Annotated in this window: 14 protein-coding genes; 2 read left to right on the top strand and 12 right to left on the bottom strand. The window is 49.2% G+C overall.

The features are described 5' to 3' along the window. Window positions 1-97 precede the first annotated feature (97 nt). The 7 genes from H6F90_RS10040 to H6F90_RS10010 form a co-directional block, all read right to left on the bottom strand. Window positions 98-1,615, bottom strand: a complete 1,518-nt coding sequence (locus tag H6F90_RS10040; protein WP_190552326.1) for a NarK family nitrate/nitrite MFS transporter — start codon at window positions 1,613-1,615, stop codon at window positions 98-100. 112 nt (window positions 1,616-1,727) lie between these two features. Continuing rightward, window positions 1,728-2,561 (bottom strand): nitrate ABC transporter ATP-binding protein, encoded by an 834-nt coding sequence (locus H6F90_RS10035; RefSeq protein WP_190552325.1) that lies wholly within the window; start codon window positions 2,559-2,561, stop codon window positions 1,728-1,730. A 90-nt stretch (window positions 2,562-2,651) separates the two neighbouring features. Next, the gene (locus tag H6F90_RS10030) at window positions 2,652-4,697 is read right to left on the bottom strand and encodes a nitrate ABC transporter ATP-binding protein (RefSeq protein ID WP_190552324.1); all 2,046 of its coding nucleotides are present in this window, start codon (window positions 4,695-4,697) and stop codon (window positions 2,652-2,654) included. A gap of 103 nt (window positions 4,698-4,800) precedes the next feature. Next, on the bottom strand, window positions 4,801-5,637 hold the full coding sequence (gene ntrB / locus H6F90_RS10025) for a nitrate ABC transporter permease (RefSeq protein ID WP_190439727.1): 837 nt from the start codon (window positions 5,635-5,637) through the stop codon (window positions 4,801-4,803). 85 nt (window positions 5,638-5,722) lie between these two features. Continuing rightward, window positions 5,723-7,054 carry a CmpA/NrtA family ABC transporter substrate-binding protein gene (locus tag H6F90_RS10020; protein WP_190552323.1) on the bottom strand — a complete coding sequence of 444 codons (1,332 nt, stop codon included), beginning with the start codon at window positions 7,052-7,054 and terminating at the stop codon, window positions 5,723-5,725. A 317-nt stretch (window positions 7,055-7,371) separates the two neighbouring features. Next, window positions 7,372-9,327 carry a ferredoxin--nitrite reductase gene (locus H6F90_RS10015; RefSeq protein ID WP_190552322.1) on the bottom strand — a complete coding sequence of 652 codons (1,956 nt, stop codon included), beginning with the start codon at window positions 9,325-9,327 and terminating at the stop codon, window positions 7,372-7,374. Window positions 9,328-9,661: 334 nt separating this feature from the next. Then, on the bottom strand, window positions 9,662-10,525 hold the full coding sequence (locus H6F90_RS10010; protein ID WP_190552321.1) for a formate/nitrite transporter family protein: 864 nt from the start codon (window positions 10,523-10,525) through the stop codon (window positions 9,662-9,664). Between the two features lie 522 nt (window positions 10,526-11,047). Between H6F90_RS10010 and H6F90_RS10005 the strand changes: the two genes are divergently transcribed. Next, a complete protein-coding gene (locus H6F90_RS10005) occupies window positions 11,048-11,512 on the top strand; it encodes a ubiquinol-cytochrome c reductase iron-sulfur subunit (RefSeq protein ID WP_190552320.1) in 465 nt (154 codons plus the stop codon). Between the two features lie 35 nt (window positions 11,513-11,547). Next, a complete protein-coding gene (locus H6F90_RS10000) occupies window positions 11,548-12,912 on the top strand; it encodes a HEAT repeat domain-containing protein (RefSeq protein ID WP_190552319.1) in 1,365 nt (454 codons plus the stop codon). A 72-nt stretch (window positions 12,913-12,984) separates the two neighbouring features. Here H6F90_RS10000 and H6F90_RS09995 read toward each other — a convergent pair whose 3' ends face one another. From H6F90_RS09995 to aroA, 5 genes are all read right to left on the bottom strand, one after another. After that, on the bottom strand, window positions 12,985-13,173 hold the full coding sequence (locus tag H6F90_RS09995) for a CsbD family protein (protein WP_190439712.1): 189 nt from the start codon (window positions 13,171-13,173) through the stop codon (window positions 12,985-12,987). 87 nt (window positions 13,174-13,260) lie between these two features. After that, window positions 13,261-13,848 carry a molybdenum cofactor guanylyltransferase gene (locus H6F90_RS09990; protein WP_190439710.1) on the bottom strand — a complete coding sequence of 196 codons (588 nt, stop codon included), beginning with the start codon at window positions 13,846-13,848 and terminating at the stop codon, window positions 13,261-13,263. Window positions 13,849-13,944: 96 nt separating this feature from the next. Next, complete coding sequence (locus H6F90_RS09985; RefSeq protein ID WP_190552318.1) at window positions 13,945-14,370, bottom strand: hypothetical protein; 426 nt, start codon at window positions 14,368-14,370, stop codon at window positions 13,945-13,947. 85 nt (window positions 14,371-14,455) lie between these two features. Continuing rightward, complete coding sequence (locus H6F90_RS09980) at window positions 14,456-16,177, bottom strand: GGDEF domain-containing response regulator (protein ID WP_190552317.1); 1,722 nt, start codon at window positions 16,175-16,177, stop codon at window positions 14,456-14,458. Window positions 16,178-17,023: 846 nt separating this feature from the next. After that, window positions 17,024-18,376 carry a 3-phosphoshikimate 1-carboxyvinyltransferase gene (gene aroA / locus H6F90_RS09975; RefSeq protein ID WP_190552316.1) on the bottom strand — a complete coding sequence of 451 codons (1,353 nt, stop codon included), beginning with the start codon at window positions 18,374-18,376 and terminating at the stop codon, window positions 17,024-17,026. Window positions 18,377-18,450 lie beyond the last annotated feature (74 nt).

Below are 18,450 nucleotides of genomic sequence, written 5' to 3'. Positions count from 1 at the left end.
GTTCGATGGGCTTACACTTTTGATAAGCATAAATACTTACCATTCTAATGTAGGCAACCTGAAAATGAGGCAGCACGCCCCCTTTAGGGATGGGTGATTAGGAATTAGTATGTGATTCATCCGCCAACATAGGAATGGACTGGAGATCTGAGGTTTCAGCTGGGTCATCGTAGTGAGCCGCAAAGGAGCCTTGGGGTTCTTGCAACAAGAAGGCGCATAAGCTGGCGCAAATCAGCGCGGCGATTCCCATCGTTTGGAATAGCACCTGAGCATCGGTAAGGCTGAAGATGGTGAGATAAACCACGCCACCAAAATTGCCGTAGGCACCAACATTTCCAGCGACTTGTCCTGTGATCTCTTTTTTAATCAGAGGCACGATGCTGTAAGTAGCTCCACAGCCAGCTTGGGCAAAGTAAGCCGAAAACATGGTGACAGCGATCGCCAAAGGAATGGGCCAGTTTTGGTTGATGTTATAGGCTAAGAGATACCCAACGCCGATGCCAAACATGAGGAGGGTCATCGTCCATTTGCGGCTACCAAATTTGTCAGAGATCAAGCCGCCGCTGGGACGAGAAACTAAGTTGAGGAAGGGATAGCAAGCTGCGATCATCGCTGCCATCACATGTTCTAGCGCAAAGGTGTTCTCGAAAAAGGCAGGCAGCATGGAAACAGCCGCGAGTTCAGAGCCAAAGCTGGTGACATAAGTGAACTCTAGCAAGGCAATTTGGCGGAATTGGTAGCGATCGCTAGGTTTATAGATTTTTCTGCCGCTTAACAATTCGCGGTTGACATCCCAAGCTTTGTGAGTTTGATAAGCAAACAGGGCGGCCAGTAAACCCCAAGCCACCAACATTTGAGGCGTGTTGAAAAAGTTGATTTGGGGTTGTGCTAAGCGCCATGCTAACAAGGCCAACGCCAGGATCAAACCTAAGTTTGACAGGATCAACGCCCAAAAACTTTTAACACTGGTGACTTCGAGCGAGCCGCTGCGCTTGGGACGGTGATATTCCTGCCCGGAGGGAGTGTCTTGCGCCATCCGCATGTAGATGTAGCCGTAAATGGCTGCAACGATGCCGCTCAGGGCGATCGCCACCCGCCAACCGCTACTGCCGCCGGCTAAAAAAGCACTACCAACAGCGAGCGAGGGGAGAGCAAACTCCGCTGCAAAGGCTCCAAAATTTCCCCAGCCGCCATATACGCCTTCGGCTACCCCAATTTCTTTAGGCGGAAACCACTCGGACACCATGCGAATGCCAACGACAAAGCCAGCGCCAACAATGCCCATGAGGAGACGGCTAATCACCAACTGGCCGAAGTCTTGGGATAGAGCGGTGGCTAAGCAAGGAACGACGGCAAACATCAACAACACGGAATAGGTAATCCGGGGGCCGAAACGATCCAGCAGCATGCCGATGATGATGCGAGCTGGAATTGTAAGGGCCAGGTTACAAATGCCTAAGGTTTTAACTTGCTCAGTGGTGAGGTCTAAGTCTTTGCCAATGGTGGTGGCGAAGGGTGCAAAGTTAAACCAGCAAACAAAAGTGAGAAAAAAGGCAAACCACGTCAGGTGAAGAATGCGGTAGCGACCCCTGAATGACACCAATCCTTGAAGCACGTCAAAACCTTTGAATTCAACAGAGGGATCAATCCCTAATTCCAAGCGGGTAAAGTTGCGGGTACGGAGTGAGAGATAGCCCCAAAATCGATGACAGTTGTCAGAGCCAGAGTTAGTGCGCTAGGGCAAAGCGACTGTAGAGGAAATCGAGAGCGTAGTTACGGAGGCTGTAGTATTCTGGGCTTTCTAACAACTGAGCGCGATCGCGAGGACGAGGGAAGGGGATCTCTAGCACCTCACCAATCTGAGCCGAGGGGCCATTGGTCATCATTACCAGGCGATCGGCTAGGAATAGCGCCTCGTCAATGTCGTGGGTAATCATCATCACGGTGCAACGATGATCCCGCCAGATTTGCAGCAGCTCCTCTTGCAGTTCTTCCTTCGTGATCGCGTCTAGCGCTCCAAAGGGTTCATCCAAGATCAGCACTTCCGGACGAATGGCCAGAGCACGGGCGATCGCGACCCGCTGTTTCATCCCGCCCGACAGTTGCCCTGGTTTTTTGTCAGCGGCTTCTGTTAGACCCACCATTGCCAGGTGTTCCCGGACAATCTTCACCTTCTCAGCCCGTGGCTTGTCGGGATAGACTTCATCCACGCCGAGGTAGACGTTGTCAAAAGCGCTCATCCAGGGCAGCAAAGCGTAATTCTGGAACACCATCATCCGGTCGGGTCCAGGCTGAGTAATGCGTTTGGTTTGCAAACGCACTTCTCCGGTGGTGGGTTTGTTAAAGCCTGCCACCATGTTTAGGAGGGTTGACTTACCACAGCCAGAGTGACCGATGACGCAGATAAACTCGCCTTCGTAGACCGTGAGATCAATTCCATCTAAAACTGTGTAGGGACCGTTGGGCGTGGGGTAGACCTTAGAAACGTTGTCAATGACCAAGAAAGGGTCTCGGTTCATGGCTGGAGATGAATCTAAGGCTTGACCGTCGAGAATTTGCATGGTTCCTAGGGGAGGAGGGATGAGAGGAAGGATGAAAAGGGAGGGAGGAGGGATGTTCGGCTCTGCCGTTCGCGAAGCGTAAAAGAAAAGCTAGGCGGCGATCGTGGGACTTGTGGAGGTAGGAGTAGTTGCAGTTGGGGTGGGGGCGGGTTGATCGAGGATGATTTCTTCGATGCGGATATCGCGATGGATCGTGAGGCGATTGAGATAACCGATGGGATCGTCGGGGTTGAAGAGAGTGCCATCAAAGAGCTTAAAGGAATCGCGATCGGGTTCGGTATCGGGCCAACCGAGTTGTCTAGCGGCTTCTCCATACAGATCGACCCGCCGGACGCGATCGAGAACTTCGACCCAATTTTTGGGGAAAGCAGTAATACCCCAACGAGCGAGTTGAGTCAAAATCCACAGCCCTTCTACGCGACCAGGACAGTTGGCTTGACCGACGTGAAACTGGTTGTAGCGAGGCAAGTTTTGGGGCGCTTCGCCGTTGCCGCGATTGTAAGGGTCGATGAAACCAGGTCGAATGTACTGGGCGGCGGTGCCGACATATTCAGGCCGAGCTAGCAGTTCTACAATCTCTTCCCGGTGGCGGCGATCGTCACAGTATTCGCAGGCTTCCAGTATCGCTTTGAGCAGAGCGATGTGAGTTTCAGGATGCTCGTTTGCCCATTCTTCACGCACCCCTAAGACTTTCTCTGGGTGTCCGGGCCAAATGTCGAGATCAGTGGCGATCGCATATCCCAATCCTTCCTGAATCGCCCGCGAGTTCCAAGGTTCACCTGAACAATAGCCGTCGATGTGGCCTGCTTTGAGGTTGGCGACCATCTGCGGCGGCGGAATGACAGTTAAGCTGACATCTTGATCGGGATCAATGCCTCCGGAAGCTAACCAGTAGCGCAACATCAAGTTGTGCATGGAAGCAGGATGGACAACTCCCAGGGTATGAACTTGGTCGGGAGCTTGACGGATGGCGTTTCGGAAGTCGGCTAGAGTTTTTACTCCTTGCTCATGAAACTTTTTGTCGAGGGTGATGGCATTGCCATTGCGATCGAGCACCAAAGCTGTAACGACTGGCACAGGCGCATTGCCACCCACACCAATGGTCATCGAAAGGGGCATGCCTGCCACCATCTGCGCGGCATCGAGTCGGCGACTGGTAATGCCTTCTGCAACCGTCTTCCAACTAGATTCTCGGACCAGATTGACTTCGTCTAGACCATGCTTCTTGAAGAAGCCCTTTTCTTTGGCGACTACAAGAGGAGCACAATCCGTGAGCGGAATAAAGCCAATGTCTAGGTTGACTTTTTCGAGGCCGTGACGGGCGATCGCAATGTTCTGCTTGGCTTGCCGCTTCTTCGCTCGTTTTTGCTGGTTGAGGAAGTAGATGATCTCACTCCGCATACTGTAGTAGTTGGGGTGGTTCACCACTTCCAAGCGATGGCGGGGTCGCGGAATCGAGACTTCTAAAATCTGACCAATATGCGATTCCGGGCCATTCGTGAGCATGACGATGCGGTCAGAGAGGAGCAGCGCTTCGTCTACGTCGTGCGTCACCATCAAGCAAGTCACACGGCTCTCTTCGCAGATTTTCATCAACTGCTCTTGCAGGTTCCCTCTGGTGAGTGCATCTAATGCTCCAAAGGGTTCATCCAGTAAAAGTAACTTAGGACGAATGGCTAAGGCACGCGCGATCGCCACCCGCTGTTTCATCCCACCTGACAACTGGCCAGGGCGCTTATCCGCCGCCGCTCGCAACCCCACCAAATCAATATGGTGTTCAATGATGCCCCGTCGCTCTCCTTTAGGCAGGTTCTTAGCGACTTCATCGACTGCTAGGGCAATGTTTTCGCGTACTGTCAGCCAAGGCAACAACGAGTAGTTTTGGAACACCACCATGCGATCGGGTCCGGGTGACGTCACTTGCCGACCTTCCAAAACCACACCACCGCTGGTGGGCTTATCCAAGCCTGCCACGATGTTGAGTAGGGTCGATTTGCCGCAGCCAGAGTGCCCGATTAGAGAAACAAACTCACCTTGGCGAATTTTTAGCTCAATATTTTTCAGCGCGACATAGCTGCCGCCATTAGAAAGCGGGAAGACACGGTCAATATGATCGACTTCAACGAAGGCAGACATGGTGCTAGGAGGGATGAAGGATGAGGGATGAAATTAGATCGGTGATTGAGAGAGATAGTAAGCGCTGAGTCATGCTGAGCATCAATATGGCTCACTCAGGCATTTACTTCTGTTCTTCAGTAACAACCAGAGAAGCGACATAGTTGACTAGCTTGTCTAGGAGTAATCCCACCACGCCAACGTAAACCAGAGCCAAAATAATTTCGCTAATGCGGGAGCTATTCCAGGCATCCCAGATAAAGAAGCCAATGCCAACGCCACCCGTAAGCATCTCAGCCGCTACGATCGCCAGCCAGGAGAGACCAATGCCAATCTTGAGGCCAGTGAAGATGTAGGGCACCGTGGCGGGAAACAGAATCTTGAAGAAGTACTTTTGCTTGGAAAGCCGCAGGACTTTAGCGACGTTGTTGTAGTCTTGCGGAATTTGCTTCACGCCAACGGCTGTGTTAATCAAGATCGGCCAGATGGCGGTAATGAAAATAACGAAAATTGCGGAGGGGTTGGCTTGGCGGAACGCGGCCAAGGAGATCGGCAACCAGGCTAGAGGCGGAACAGTTCGCAAAACCTGAAACAGAGGGTCCAAGGCCCGAAACATTAACTTGTTCGTGCCAATCAAAATTCCCAGACCGACTCCCACAATCGCAGCCAGAGAGTACCCGATCGCGACTCGCTTCAGGCTGGCAAAGATTTGCAGAGCTAGGCCTTTATCGGTGTCACCGTTATCGAAAAAAGGATCAATAATCAAATCCCAAGTTTCGGTGACGACTGTGGTAGGTGCTGGTAGCGGAGCTTTGGGGCCTGAGCAGAGAATTTGCCAAATTACCAAAAAGATGAGGATTGCGACTACAGGAGGAATCACATTAATTGCCTGCTTCCGTAGCTGAGGCAGCAAGTTGGCAGGGAAAGAATTGATGGCGTTACTACTCGATCTAGCTGTCATGCTCTCTTGTTCCTCGTTAGGTCGCAGGTGAGAAAAGAAGGGTAGGAGCCTAGACAATCAAGCCCCTACAAATTCACGGTTGGACTTAAACTTCAACTTTCTTGATTTGCAAACTCTTGAGGTAAGCTTCTGGATTCTCAGGGTCAAACTTGACGCCATCAAAGAAGGTTTCCACACCGCGAGAAGGGCTCTTAGGAGTCATGGCTTCTTGACCGAGTGCCTTAGCCGCTTCCCGCCAGATGTCTTCCCGATTCACAGCATCGACTAGTTTCTTGGTGTCTGTTTCTGGCTCAAAGTAACCCCAGCGAATATTTTCGGTGAGGAACCATTGGTCATGGCTCTTGTAAGGATAGGAAGCATTGTCAGCCCAGAACTTCATGATGTGGGGGCTGTTCTCAACCACTCGACCATCTCCGTAGTCGATGCGGCCTTGGGCTCGCTCAATAATGTCTTTGGCTGGAACCTTGAACCATTCCCGTTGGGAGAGGATGTCACACATCTCCTCTTTGTTTTCTGCCTTGTCGCACCAGATCTGGGCTTCTTGCACTGCCATCAGGAGGGCTTTAGCTGCTTTAGGATGTTTGTCAACCCATTCAGCCCGCATGGCGAAGGCTTTTTCTGGGTGGTTATTCCAAAGTTCTCCAGTGGTGAGGGCGCTGTAGCCGAGTCCTTGGTTGACGAGCTGAGCATTCCAAGGTTCGCCAACACAGAAGGCTTCCATGTTGCCGACTTTCATGTTGGCGACCATTTGGGGCGGTGGCACCACGATGGTCGAAGCATCTTCATTCGGATTTAGGCCACCCGCTGCGAGCCAGTAGCGCATCCACAGATCGTGAGTGCCACCGGGGAAGGTAACGGCGCACTTGGTTTCTTTCCCGGCGGATTTAGCTTGAGCGAAGGCATTTTTGAGCGCATTGCTCTGCAAACCCACTTTCAAGTCTTTGTAGGTATTGGCAACGGAGATGCACTGACCGTTGACGTTTAAACGCGCCAAGATGTACATCGGTACTTTCTTGCCATCAGTCACTTTGCCTTCTGAAATCAGATAAGGCATCGGAGACAGGATATGAGCGCCATCGATCCCGCCGCCCTCGGAACCCAGCACAATGTTGTCACGGGTTGCCGCCCAAGAAGCCTGCTTGGCCACTTGGACATCCTTCATACCGTACTTCTCAAATAGACCCTTTTCCTTGGCGATGATCAGGGGAGCGGAATCTGTCAGGGCAATGAAGCCGAGCTTGGCCGTGGTGACTTCTGGCGCATCGGCGGCGGCAACATTAACCGCAGGAGCAGCACTGGGGGAAGTGCTAGCAGCAGTATCGGTCGAATTAGAGGACGTACAGCCGTGGGCGAGTAGAGTACCTGCGGCTGTAACGCCTGCTGTCAAGATGAATTTCCGTCTCGAAAACTTCGTCATCCTCGTTCACCAATACTCAAGTTATAAGTTGTGAAAATTTTGGGGTGTTGGTAGTTTTCTATACCAACAACTTGTCATTACCCTACCGATGTTGCTCTAGATAAAATGTTACCCATGAGCAATTTTGAAGTTTTTCTACAGGTTTTGGCGTTTTTGTCTGTAGCGAAACATACTTGTGGTTTTTAAGCCGTAACTACCTACCTCGCAATCCATCCTGGGGATGTGAGGCTTGGGGTGCAAGGAGCGATCGCTCTCTCAATGTGCCTCTCGGTTATCACCGTGATTGAGCGAGAGGCAGTGAGGAAAACAACGGCTAATCAAGCATCAATCACAACCTTGCCGATGGGATGAGCAATACAGGTTAGAATCCAACCTGCTGCTTGCTCACTGGCATCCAATGCATCCGGTTCACCTTCATATCGCACTTGTCCTTCCAGCAGTTTTTGCTTGCAAGTGCCACAGGTACCTGCCTGACAACTGCTATCTAGCTCTACCCCTGCTTGAGTCGCTACATCCAATAACGTATCTGCTTCTGTGCAAGCAACTTCTTTGCCAGATTTAGCAAAGCTGGCGATCGCATGTTGAGCGGGAGGAGCAGGGGGAGCCGAGGGAACTGGCGTTGCCACTGCCACAGGTTGATAGCTGGATGCCGCAGGGACATTGACAGCAGCAACCGGGCTGGAAACTACCTCTTCTTCCACAGAAAACTGAATTTGAGCAGAAGTTTTTAGTGGAGTCGTGCGGATTTGAGCGCCAAAGTTTTGGATCAGGAGATTCGTGAGAAATGGTTTGAGATCTTCGCAAGGAATGGATTTCTGGACACAGGTGCCTAAAACAGCATGTTTGCCCACCTTGCCACCCATATAGAGGTCTACGCCTTCCACCGTTTTGCCATCTTTGCGAACTTTGGTCCCCATGAGGCCAATGTCAGCCACTTGAGGTTGACCGCAGGAGTTGGGGCAACCTGTCCAGTGAATCCGCACGGATTTCGGCAAAGAGAGTTCTGAATCCAATTCTTGAATCAGGGCTGCGGCGCGGTTCTTGGTTTCAATCAGGGCAAAGTTGCAGAACTGAGATCCGGTGCAGGAAACTAGCGATCGCGAGAGCGGCGCAGGATCAGCGGTAAAGCGTTGCAGCAGAGGTTCTTTCAGGAAGGGGCCTAAGCGAGAATCAGGAATATTGGGAACAATCACATTTTGTTCAACACTGAGGCGAACCTCTCCACTGCCATAGACTTCGGCGAGACGCGCTAAGTCGAACATATCTTGGGCGTAGAGGCGGCCTACCGGAACATGTAGTCCCACATAATTTAGTCCGGGTTGCTTCTGAGCGTGAATGCCGACATGGTCACGCTTATCCCAGACAATCTCATCTTTGGGAGCAGCCGTCTGGAGCGCATGACCCATTTGTTGCTCAACTTCAGAGCGGAACTTGTCGAGACCCCACTCATCAATCAGCCACATCAAGCGCGCTTTTTGGCGATTAGCCCGTAGACCGTGGTTGCGGTAGACCAAGAGAATCGCTTCACACAGAGCCACCACATCGCGGGGGTCAACCCAGACATTCATGGGGATTGCGGCTTCGCAACGTTTGGCAGAGAAGAAACCACCGACTAAAACATTGAAGCCTAGGTTGTTGTTTTTGTAGGCAGGGACAAAGGCGATGTCATTGATTTCCGCGTGGACTGAGTTATCTCGGCAGCCCGCGATCGCAATATTGAATTTCCGGGGCAGGTTGGTAAAGGAGGGATTGCCTTCACCATTGTTGGTGATCATGTCCTGCACTTTACGGACGATGCCGCGAGTGTCGATCAACTCGTCTGCATCAATCCCTGCAACGGGAGAGCCTGTAATGTTGCGGACGTTGTCCATGCCAGACTGGATACTGGTGAGACCCGCTTCCTCGAAGCGACGGAAGATATCGGGTAGGTCTTCGATGTGGATGCCGCGCAACTGAATATTCTGCCGAGTGGTAATGTCACCAGTACCATCTTCACCATAGCGTTGTAGCACTTCTCCAAGCACCCGTACTTGACCGCTGGTGAGGATGCCGTTGGGAATCCGCATCCGCAACATAAACTTGCCAGGAGTGACAGGTCGGAAGAATACACCCAACCATTTGAGGCGGTAGTCGCGATCGGTTTCATCCATCGCTTCCCAGCCAATTTGAGCAAAGCGATCAAGTTCTTTTTTGACCTCTAAACCGTCTTTTTCAGCTTTGAGCTTCTCAAATTTATTGCTTCCAGTCGCTGGATTGGTTGCTGCGGTTGTCATGAATCTACCCGTGTCACTGCTGGCTTTAAGCAAGGTTTGAATTCAGATGAATTCAATGTAATTTGCCGTTTAACGTTTCTTACCAGCTAAGGTTATGAGTACTTAGCTAGTGAATTCGTATCTATAGTTACAAAATGTTTCTATATATGAAACACTTGCATGTAAGTCATGCTGTTTTGACATAACTCGTTGATTTCAAACGATCTAAAAAACATTTGATTTTGCAACAAAGGATACAAAAGACCTGATTAATAGGTGCTGCTTCAAAAAATAAAAGCCTATCCAAATAGTCTGGATAAGCTCTTTAACTAGGAGAATGAGTTCGCTTAAGCAATTAATAAGTTGTTTTCTCCCTAGGTTCTGTTTCCCAAGTTTCAAAACTGGGCACTGATTCCAACTTTTTAGCTTTTTTGGGTTTGCGAGATGGGCGATCGCTGCCTACATACCAGTAAGAGGCTCCAACCAGGCAAGCACCACCAACCCAGTTACCAAGAGAAACAGGAATCAAGTTTTTGACATACCCAATCCAAGAAATTTGCTCAGGATCATGAGGGATAAATAGACCCAATCCCATTAGGGTCATGTTGGCAACGCTGTGCTCAAACCCTGCACCTACAAAGGCAAACAGACACCAGAAGATCAGCACTAACTTCGCGATATCCTCTTTAGTCTTAGCGGCCATCCAAATGGCTAAACAAACCAAAATGTTGCAAAGAATGCCGCGAAAAAATAGCTCCATAAAGGGAGCCTGCATTTTTCCAGCTACAGCTTCTAAGACAAAATCCTTGATCGGTCCTTTAGCCAAAAGCCCAGACTGAACCAAGAGCAAGGCTAGCAGCAGAGAGCCAGCCAAGTTACCAACAAAGCTGATGCCCAAGACTTTCCAAGTGTCTTTCCAGGTAACTTGTTTAGCGAGACTGGCAATTGTCATGAACATATGATTGCCAGTGAATAGTTCGGACCCAGCAAAAATAACTAATGACAAAGCGACCGCAAATGAGGCTCCCATTAAGGCTTTAACCGCAGGTGACCCAGCCGCATGCAAGGGTGCGCCGATGGAAAAAACCAGCATCACTCCAAAGCCAACGTAAATTCCTGCCAATACAGATAGAATCAGGAATTTAGGCAAGCTGTCTTCAACCAGTTCTGCTTTGGTGCGGGCAGCACTAATAATAGTCGCGATCGCTTCTTTCGTCATAATCAAGTCCTTTTAAAGCTGCTTTGAGCCAGGAAATTTAACTTCAAATCAAAATCTTTGACTTTGAATTTGAAAGTGTATCTCTAGCTGCAAAATCTATGTTTATGTAACTTCTGCATAGAAAGAATATTTGTATCTTTAACTACAAAATTCATCAATCAATGCAATTACTGCATGAATTCCATGCTTATTAAAAGTTGTTTTCTATACAGTTTTCTGAGAATTTGCATCATTCGAGACAGTTTGAAAAAACTGAGTTGAGCTAAAAACGCAATCTGCTTGGAAAAAATTACTTATTTTTTAATTAATTTATGCGGTTCTTGTATTAGCTCAATGAACCAAAAAAGGTGATCAAATATACAAAAACTGCATAATCCTGGTGCAATCTGTACTATTCACAAAGTATGTTCAGGTAGATTTTTTAGGCAGTTAGGAGGCTGAAAATCCCCGTAATCGGTAGTGTAGGAACTGATTTGGAGCCTTATGCGACAATTGAACGAGCAGAACTTTTATAGACTGAACATGGATCGTCGTACTTTTTTAACTTGGGTTGGCGTTGGTGGAATTGCCAGTTCTTTGCCAGTGGCGATCGCAGCTTGTTCTAACAAAACAACCACAACTTCCAACGAAACAGCATCCAATCCTGCGGCCACTTCAGGCGCGGTTGCTCGTGCAGATGGTTTTCAACCTGTGGGAACTGTGGCGACTTTAGACCAGAAGGGCCAGTTGGGCGATCAGAAGTTTGTTTCGGGGCCTTTGCTTGTGGTGCGTAATCCAGATAGTCCTGACACTTTAGCCGCAGTCAATGCTAGCTGTACTCACAAGGCCTGTCTCGTAGACTGGCAAGCCGAGCAGAAAGTTTTTGTTTGTCTTTGCCATGATTCTAAATTTGGTACGGATGGCAAAGTGTTGCAAGGACCTGCGACAGAGCCGCTCAAAACTTACGAGACAAAGCTGGAGGGAGATACAGTTTTAGTGAAAGTATAGATTTTAGTGAAAGTATTAACACCCCCGATTTGCCAATGTTAGAGGTTTTGGAAAAAGCTCAGGCTGCGGCACAACAAGCCGATTGGCCGCTACTGAATCAGTATTTGCAACAATTCTCTGCTGCTGTAAAAACGACTCCTCAAGCTAAGGAAAATGGGCCAACAGTAGCAGCGCTAAAGCAAGTGCTAGATTTGGCGATCGCGGCTCTCGCGACGGGAGACTTCCAATCGCGCTGGGATCTAGCCAAAGTGTTTCCTACCTTAGCCGCAGCGTTTGGTCAGATTGGGCAAAGTGTAGATGGGTTGATTGCACCGTTGATCGAGATTGTGCAAGACGATGCAGCCGAGGTCGAACTGCGTTGGTTTGCAATCCGAATTCTAGGTCAGTTCAACCATCCAGCAGTCATCAAAATCTTGGTGCAGTTGCTGCAATCCGAGGATACAGAAGCGGAAGAGTTGAGTGAAATTGCCGCCACTACCTTGGCAAGTTTTGGCCCTGATGCGATCGCCGCTTTAACAGAACTACTAGCCGACGAGCAATCCAGAGGGTTGGCAGTGCAAGCCTTAGCTCAGATTCGCAGCCGTGAAACCATTGCTCCCTTATGCAGTGTGGTGGATGACCCACAAGTAGAGGTGCGATCGACTGCGATCGAAGCATTAAGTAGTTTTCATGACCCACAGATTGCACCGATTTTGGTCAATGCTCTCAATGATGTGGCGGCTACAGTCAGACGAGAGGCTGTGGCGGGTTTAGCGTTACGAGCTGATTTAGCTCCTGACCTGGATGTGGTAGCCCTCCTGCGCGATTGCCTGTGGGATTTTAATTTAGCGGTGTGTCAACAAGCAGCTACTTCCTTAGGACGCTTGGGTACTCCCGCCGCAGCTGCCGCCTTGTGGCAAGTATTGCAATCTGCGGCCACTCCTGCTGTCCTTCAGTTAGAAGCAGTACGAGCTTTGGGTTGGATGCAACATCCAGAAGCTTTGAACTACTTACACCAAGCGTTGCAGCTAGAGTCCCTAGAGGTTTATCAAGCGGTGCTCACGGCACTAGGCCGAGTGGAAGCCCCTGAGTTAAAACCGCAAGCTGTCGAAATTTTATTGGCAGCCTTAGGAAGTCAACACCCTGTTGTGCAACAGCCCCACACGCAACAAGCGATCGCTCTAGGCTTGGGGCAACTTGGAGAACTAGCTGCTGTAGAACCGCTGATTCAACTGTTAGCCACGCCAGATATCGGAGTGCAGTTACACGCGATCGCAGCTTTAAAGCAACTAGCGCCTGAAATCACTCATCAAAAATTACAAACCCTGGCAGCAGATCCAGCGGCATCACCGGAACTAAAACAGGGAATAGCGATCGCTTTGCAAGAATGGCAAATGAATGGGATTGCTGATAGCAACTAACATAAAAAATCAGCAGAATTACTAGAACTCTGCTGAAGCGAAACCAAGGTTTATGCTTACTAAAAGAGCAAATTAAGCATGATCGATCAGCCGTTTAGCATGATCTTTCATGTCTTCTACCGTGTGCATAGCAGCGGCTTGATTCTGTTTGGCCTGTCCTTCGGCTAGGTCTTTAGGATCGCCTGTTACATTGCCAACTGCTTCTTGAACTTTACCTTCAATGTTTTTAGCAACAGCTTTAGCTCTATCCTCAATACTCATAGTGTTAAGCTCCTTAGTTAAAAATATTACTATCTAAACCGAGCTTAGCCATTCACTTGAGAAATTGGCATCTTACTGGTGGCGCATTTAATTTAAAGCCGCTAAGTCGTTGGGTGTATTGCAGTTAAAGAGCATGTGTTTGTCAGCGTCCGGAATGGCTTGCACTTCATTGTGGTCTAGCCACCGTTGGAACGATCGCCCGCCTCGGCTGATAAAAGCATTCAAGAGAGGCAAGCAACTCCGGCGATAGAACCCACACAGCGGGTCCCAACCTTGAGCATGGTACGGGACAAAGGCGATCGCAAGTTCTGGAACTGTATCTAACTGTTGCGCCCAACCTTGCAAGACTTCGCCCCTAAGCCGAGGCAGGTCGCAAGCCAGCAACAAAACCCAATCTGTTTGGACCTGGGCTAACCCTTGAGCAAATCCCACTAAAGGGCCTTGGGGGTGAATATCTTGATGCAGTGGTCGTTCTTGCACAAACCGACAAGTATTGGGCAATAGTTCACGGTAACGCTGTGGCCAAGGCGTCACTACATAAATTTCGTTAGTGCACTCGGCTGCAACATCACAAACGTGGCGTAGCAGCGGTACTCCCTGGACCGGAATCAGGGCTTTGTCCTGACCCATCCGGGAGCTTTGACCTCCGGCTAATACAATGGCAGCGAGTGACATAACCCTAAAGGTGAATGCTTGAGCTTTACAAGCAGATTAGGAGATTCAAGGGACGTTCTACTAGGTTCGCAACACCTCATATCAGCGTCACCTGACTTAGGAGTGATTCACGGAGAGCAATTGCTGATTTAAGAACATGACAAAATCTTCAACGGTCGAGAGGTCTTGCATTTCCAAGTAGTCCTCAATCCCCACCCCTAAGTGCTGCTCAAAATCTTCGCAAAGGGTGAAGTGCCAGTCAAACCAGCAAACTAAGGTCAAATGCAAGTCTTCCTCTAAGCGATCGCTAGGTAAGATTCTGGCCGTTTGCAAACCGGAATACTGCTCTAAATAAATATAGGCAAACGTTGCGACAGCGGGTGAAACTTGGCGGGCTTGCCAAAAATACTCGTACCATTCATCTGATGTTAGAGCAGGGCGATCGCGTAGCCAGTGATTCACCTGCCGCCGAGTTTTGACATCAGGGCTGAGGTCAGCATAAGTGCGAAAACTAAGGAAGAAATTTTTGACCCTTTGCCACATGCCCTGCAAGCTACCAACCTAGGATTCACCGAAGCTTGCTTTCAGTATTCCCACTTGCTCAGTAATCTCTCAGGTATACCAATCGTTAATCAGCGAGCCGCTTACCAGTCACGAGTAACTGCTCAAACTCAGGAGCCGGAACAGGCCGACTAAAGAAATATCCTTGCATTTCATCACAGGCTTGCTGCTGTAAAAAAGCTAGCTCTGAGTTGGTCTCAACGCCTTCTGCAATTACTTTTAAGTCAAGATCGTGAGCCATCTGGATCATGGCAGTGGTAATGGCAGCATTTTTAGAATCACAGCTAATATTTTGCACAAAGCAGCGATCGATTTTGAGAGTATCAAAGGAAAATTGCTTTAAATAGCTCAAGGAAGAATAGCCAGTCCCAAAGTCATCAATGGCAATTTGAATCCCCAGCGTTTTTAGCTGATCCAATTTTTTAATGGTGGCATCGGTATTTTGCATAATTACACTTTCAGTCAGCTCAAGCTCTAGGTACTGCGGCTCCAGCTCAGTTCTTTGCAAAATTTGGGTTACCCGTTCCGTGAGGTCAGTTTGGTGAAATTGCAAACCTGACAAGTTGACCGCAACCTGGAGTGGTGGTAAATCGGCTAGTTGCCATTGCTTAGCTTGGGTACAAACTGTTGTCATCACCCATTCATCCAAGGGCACAATCAATCCTGTTTCTTCAGCTAAAGGAATAAAATCAACGGGCGAGACGAAGCCTTGACTAGAAGAAAACCACCGAATTAAGGCTTCCGCTCCAACAATTTCCCCCGTGACCAAGCTCACCTTGGGTTGGTAGTAAACCTGAAACTCTGAGCGCTCTAAGGCATGACGCAAATTAGCTTCTAGCAGAAACTGATTTAGAGAGCCGACAGTCATCCCAGAAGCATAAAACTCATAGTGGTTGCCGCTCTGTTTCTGCGCGGTTTGCATGGCGGCATCAGCCTGCTTAATTAGCAGGTCAACATTGTCAGCAGCGTCGGTATGAGTAGTAATACCGATGCTGGTCGTGATAAAAATTTCTTGTCCTTCCAAGACAAAGGGAATAGATAGGCGGTCTAGGACGAGCTGGGCCACTGCCGCTGCCTGATTTTGCTCGGAGTGAGACAGAATCACAATAAATTGCTCTGGATTGAGGCGAATGACGCTGTCTATGGGTTGCACACAAGCAACAATCCGCTCCGCCATTGTTTGAATCAGCAAGTCCCCCACTTGATAACCCATGCTGTCATTGATGCGATTAAACCGATTCAGATGGATCAGCAGAATGGTGACTAGATGGTTCGCTTGGCTCGCTTGAGCCAAAATCTCCGTAAATCGCTCTCGTAGGGCTAAGCGGTTGGGTAAGCCCGTTAAGCTATCATGCCGAATTAACTGATTGAGCTGTTCTTGCGCCTGATTCAAAGCGGTGGTGTACTGCTCGGTGGCGACGGCTTGTTTTTGGAGGCGCGCTGCGATCGCCCCTAGCAGCTCATCCGCAGTGCAAGGTTTGGTCAAATAGTCATCGGCTCCCAAATTCATGCCTTGGCGAAAGTCAGTTTTGTCAGCTTTGGCTGTCAAGAAGATGAAAGGAATCGCAGCTGTAGCGGGTTCTGTCCGTAAAGTGGCCAGCACACCATGACCATCCAGCTCTGGCATCATCACATCACAAAGAATTAGGTCTGGTAGATGTTTCCGAGCCATTTGCACGCCTACCGCACCATTTTCTGCCCCAATGGCATCAAACGCTTCGGCTTCTAATAGTTCTAGGATGTTTTCTCGAACTGGGAGATCATCCTCAATTACAAGAATTTTTTTCATGATGTTTTTAGACGACTGTCAAAATAAGTACGAATCCTGATGACTAAATTTAGGTTTGTGAAAACCGTAGATTCAACTAATTATTTCTTATAAAAGAATTAAATTTATGGTTTGGCGTCATCATAATCCTTTCACATAATGTCAGTAGATAACCGAAGTTGCATCCTAAACAATACAGAGGCTGAAAGTGCTGATTGGCTGCTGAGTACTTACGTAGTATGGCTTTAAAAACTCCAACTAACCATCAAAGCTGAATCATGGTAAGCGTTCCTTTAGCATCATCAAGACCGAAGTCCATGATCCTTAGACTTCCAATTTTATGATTACTAGCTGTTACTAATAGCTATTATTCTGATGCGAGAATTGATGTGAAAATCAAATTTAGCTGATATTTAGTTAGTTGTTAAATAGGCTGCAAGTGATTTGCTAACTTGGCTAGAAACTCGGTGATCTAGCATCCGATTAAAAAATCCTTGCTTAATTACAACTTCTGGAAAATTACCCCTCTGTTCCAGCTTGAAAACCACAGCTTTAGCTCGCTGACTTCATGCAACTCTGCCTGACTAGCGGGAACTAGCTAGCGTAAAACCTAAATTTGAGTCCAAGATAGCCGCTTCCCCTAGTATTCAAGGCAAGGCAGCTTGATTCCTGAAGGTCCTCAAGATTTAAAGGCAGGCAAAGAATAGAGGAAGCAAACCATTAGCCCCCTAAGTTAACGAGTGCCGACTTTTAGCAGTTGAACCTGAAATGTCCAAGCCATGACAAAAAAGCGATCGCTGCGGTTGCAAACTAGATCGCTGAATGGCTACTAAGCAAATTTGCCAAATCTCAATAGCGAATTAAGCCCTACAAGGGGTGGCAGATCTGCTGCAAAGTGCTGGTGAAGTTGGGGTAGGAAATGGCGGCTGCTTCAGCTCGGTGGATGGTGGTGGTACCCGTAGCGTTTAAAGCTGCGATCGCCAAACTCATGGCAATCCGGTGATCGGTGTGGCTATCCACTTCAGCACCTTGGAGGGCAGCACCTCCTGTAATTTCTAAACCATCGGGTAATTCTGTGACTTGTGCCCCCATTTGATTGAGCTGGGCTGCCATGACGGCAATGCGATCGCTCTCTTTCACCCGTAGCTCTTCCGCATCCCGAATCACGGTGGTGCCTTGAGCAAAGGCGGCAGCTACGGCCAAAATTGGGATTTCATCAATTAAGCGGGGAATGATATCTCCCTTAATTTCACAAGCTTTCAGGCTGCTATGCCGCACATGCAAATCAGCCACGGGTTCGCCCGCTACAATTCGTTGATTTTCTAGAGTAATGTCAGCTCCCATCATTTCTAGAGCATCTAGAACTCCCGTGCGAGTGGGATTTACCCCAACGTTCTCTACCCACAACTCAGAACCAGGTACGATCGCCCCTGCTACCAGCCAGAAGGCGGCAGAGCTAATATCCCCAGGAACAATCACGGTTTGTCCTTGTAACCGTGCTGGGCCTGTGACCGTGACGCTCTTCATTTCTGGATCGACCGTCAACTCAGCGCCAAAGGCCCGCAACATGCGCTCGCTGTGGTCCCGGGAAAGGGCAGGCTCGGTGACTGTCGTTTGGCCATCAGTCATGAGTCCTGCCAGCAGAATGCAGGACTTGACCTGAGCTGAGGCAATGGGCGAGTGGTAGTGACTAGGTTTAAGCGCTTGTCCTTGCACTGCCAAGGGCGCTAAAGCTCCTCCTTGACGACCCCAAATTTGGGCACCCATTTGTTGTAGCGGTTTGACGACGCGGGACATGGGGCGCGATCGCAAAGAGCTATCGCCTGTCACGGTAAAAAAACGATCGGGATGAGAAGCCAAAATGCCTAGCATTAAACGCAGAGTAGTACCAGAGTTCCCCGCGTTCAAGACATCCATTGGCTCTTGCAGATTGCCTAGGCCAATCCCCCGCACGCGCACCAGATCCGTGTTTAACTCTGAGATTTCTGCTCCCATTGCCTGAAAGCAGCTCGCTGTACTGCAAGGATCTTCGCCTAGCAGCAGCCCTTGGATTTGCGTTTCTCCCTCGGCCAAAGCTCCTAACATCAGGGCTCGGTGGGAAATGGATTTGTCGCCCGGAATTTGAACCCGGCCCTGTAAAGCAAGACCTGCAGTGGGTTGGGCAATTGTGAGCTGATGCTGATTTTCTGCGGTTGTCAACGTTACGATCGGAGCTGGCATTGAGATAGACTGACCTAGAACTGCGTAGTAATCCTACCGCTTTCTTTAGATGTTAAGGCTGAGTTGTTAGTAGC

This window comes from Trichocoleus sp. FACHB-591, assembly GCF_014695845.1.
Lineage (GTDB): Bacteria > Cyanobacteriota > Cyanobacteriia > FACHB-46 > FACHB-46 > Trichocoleus.
The sequence above is the reverse complement of the archived record's forward strand: the minus strand, read 5'-3'. Positions and strand labels throughout refer to the sequence as shown.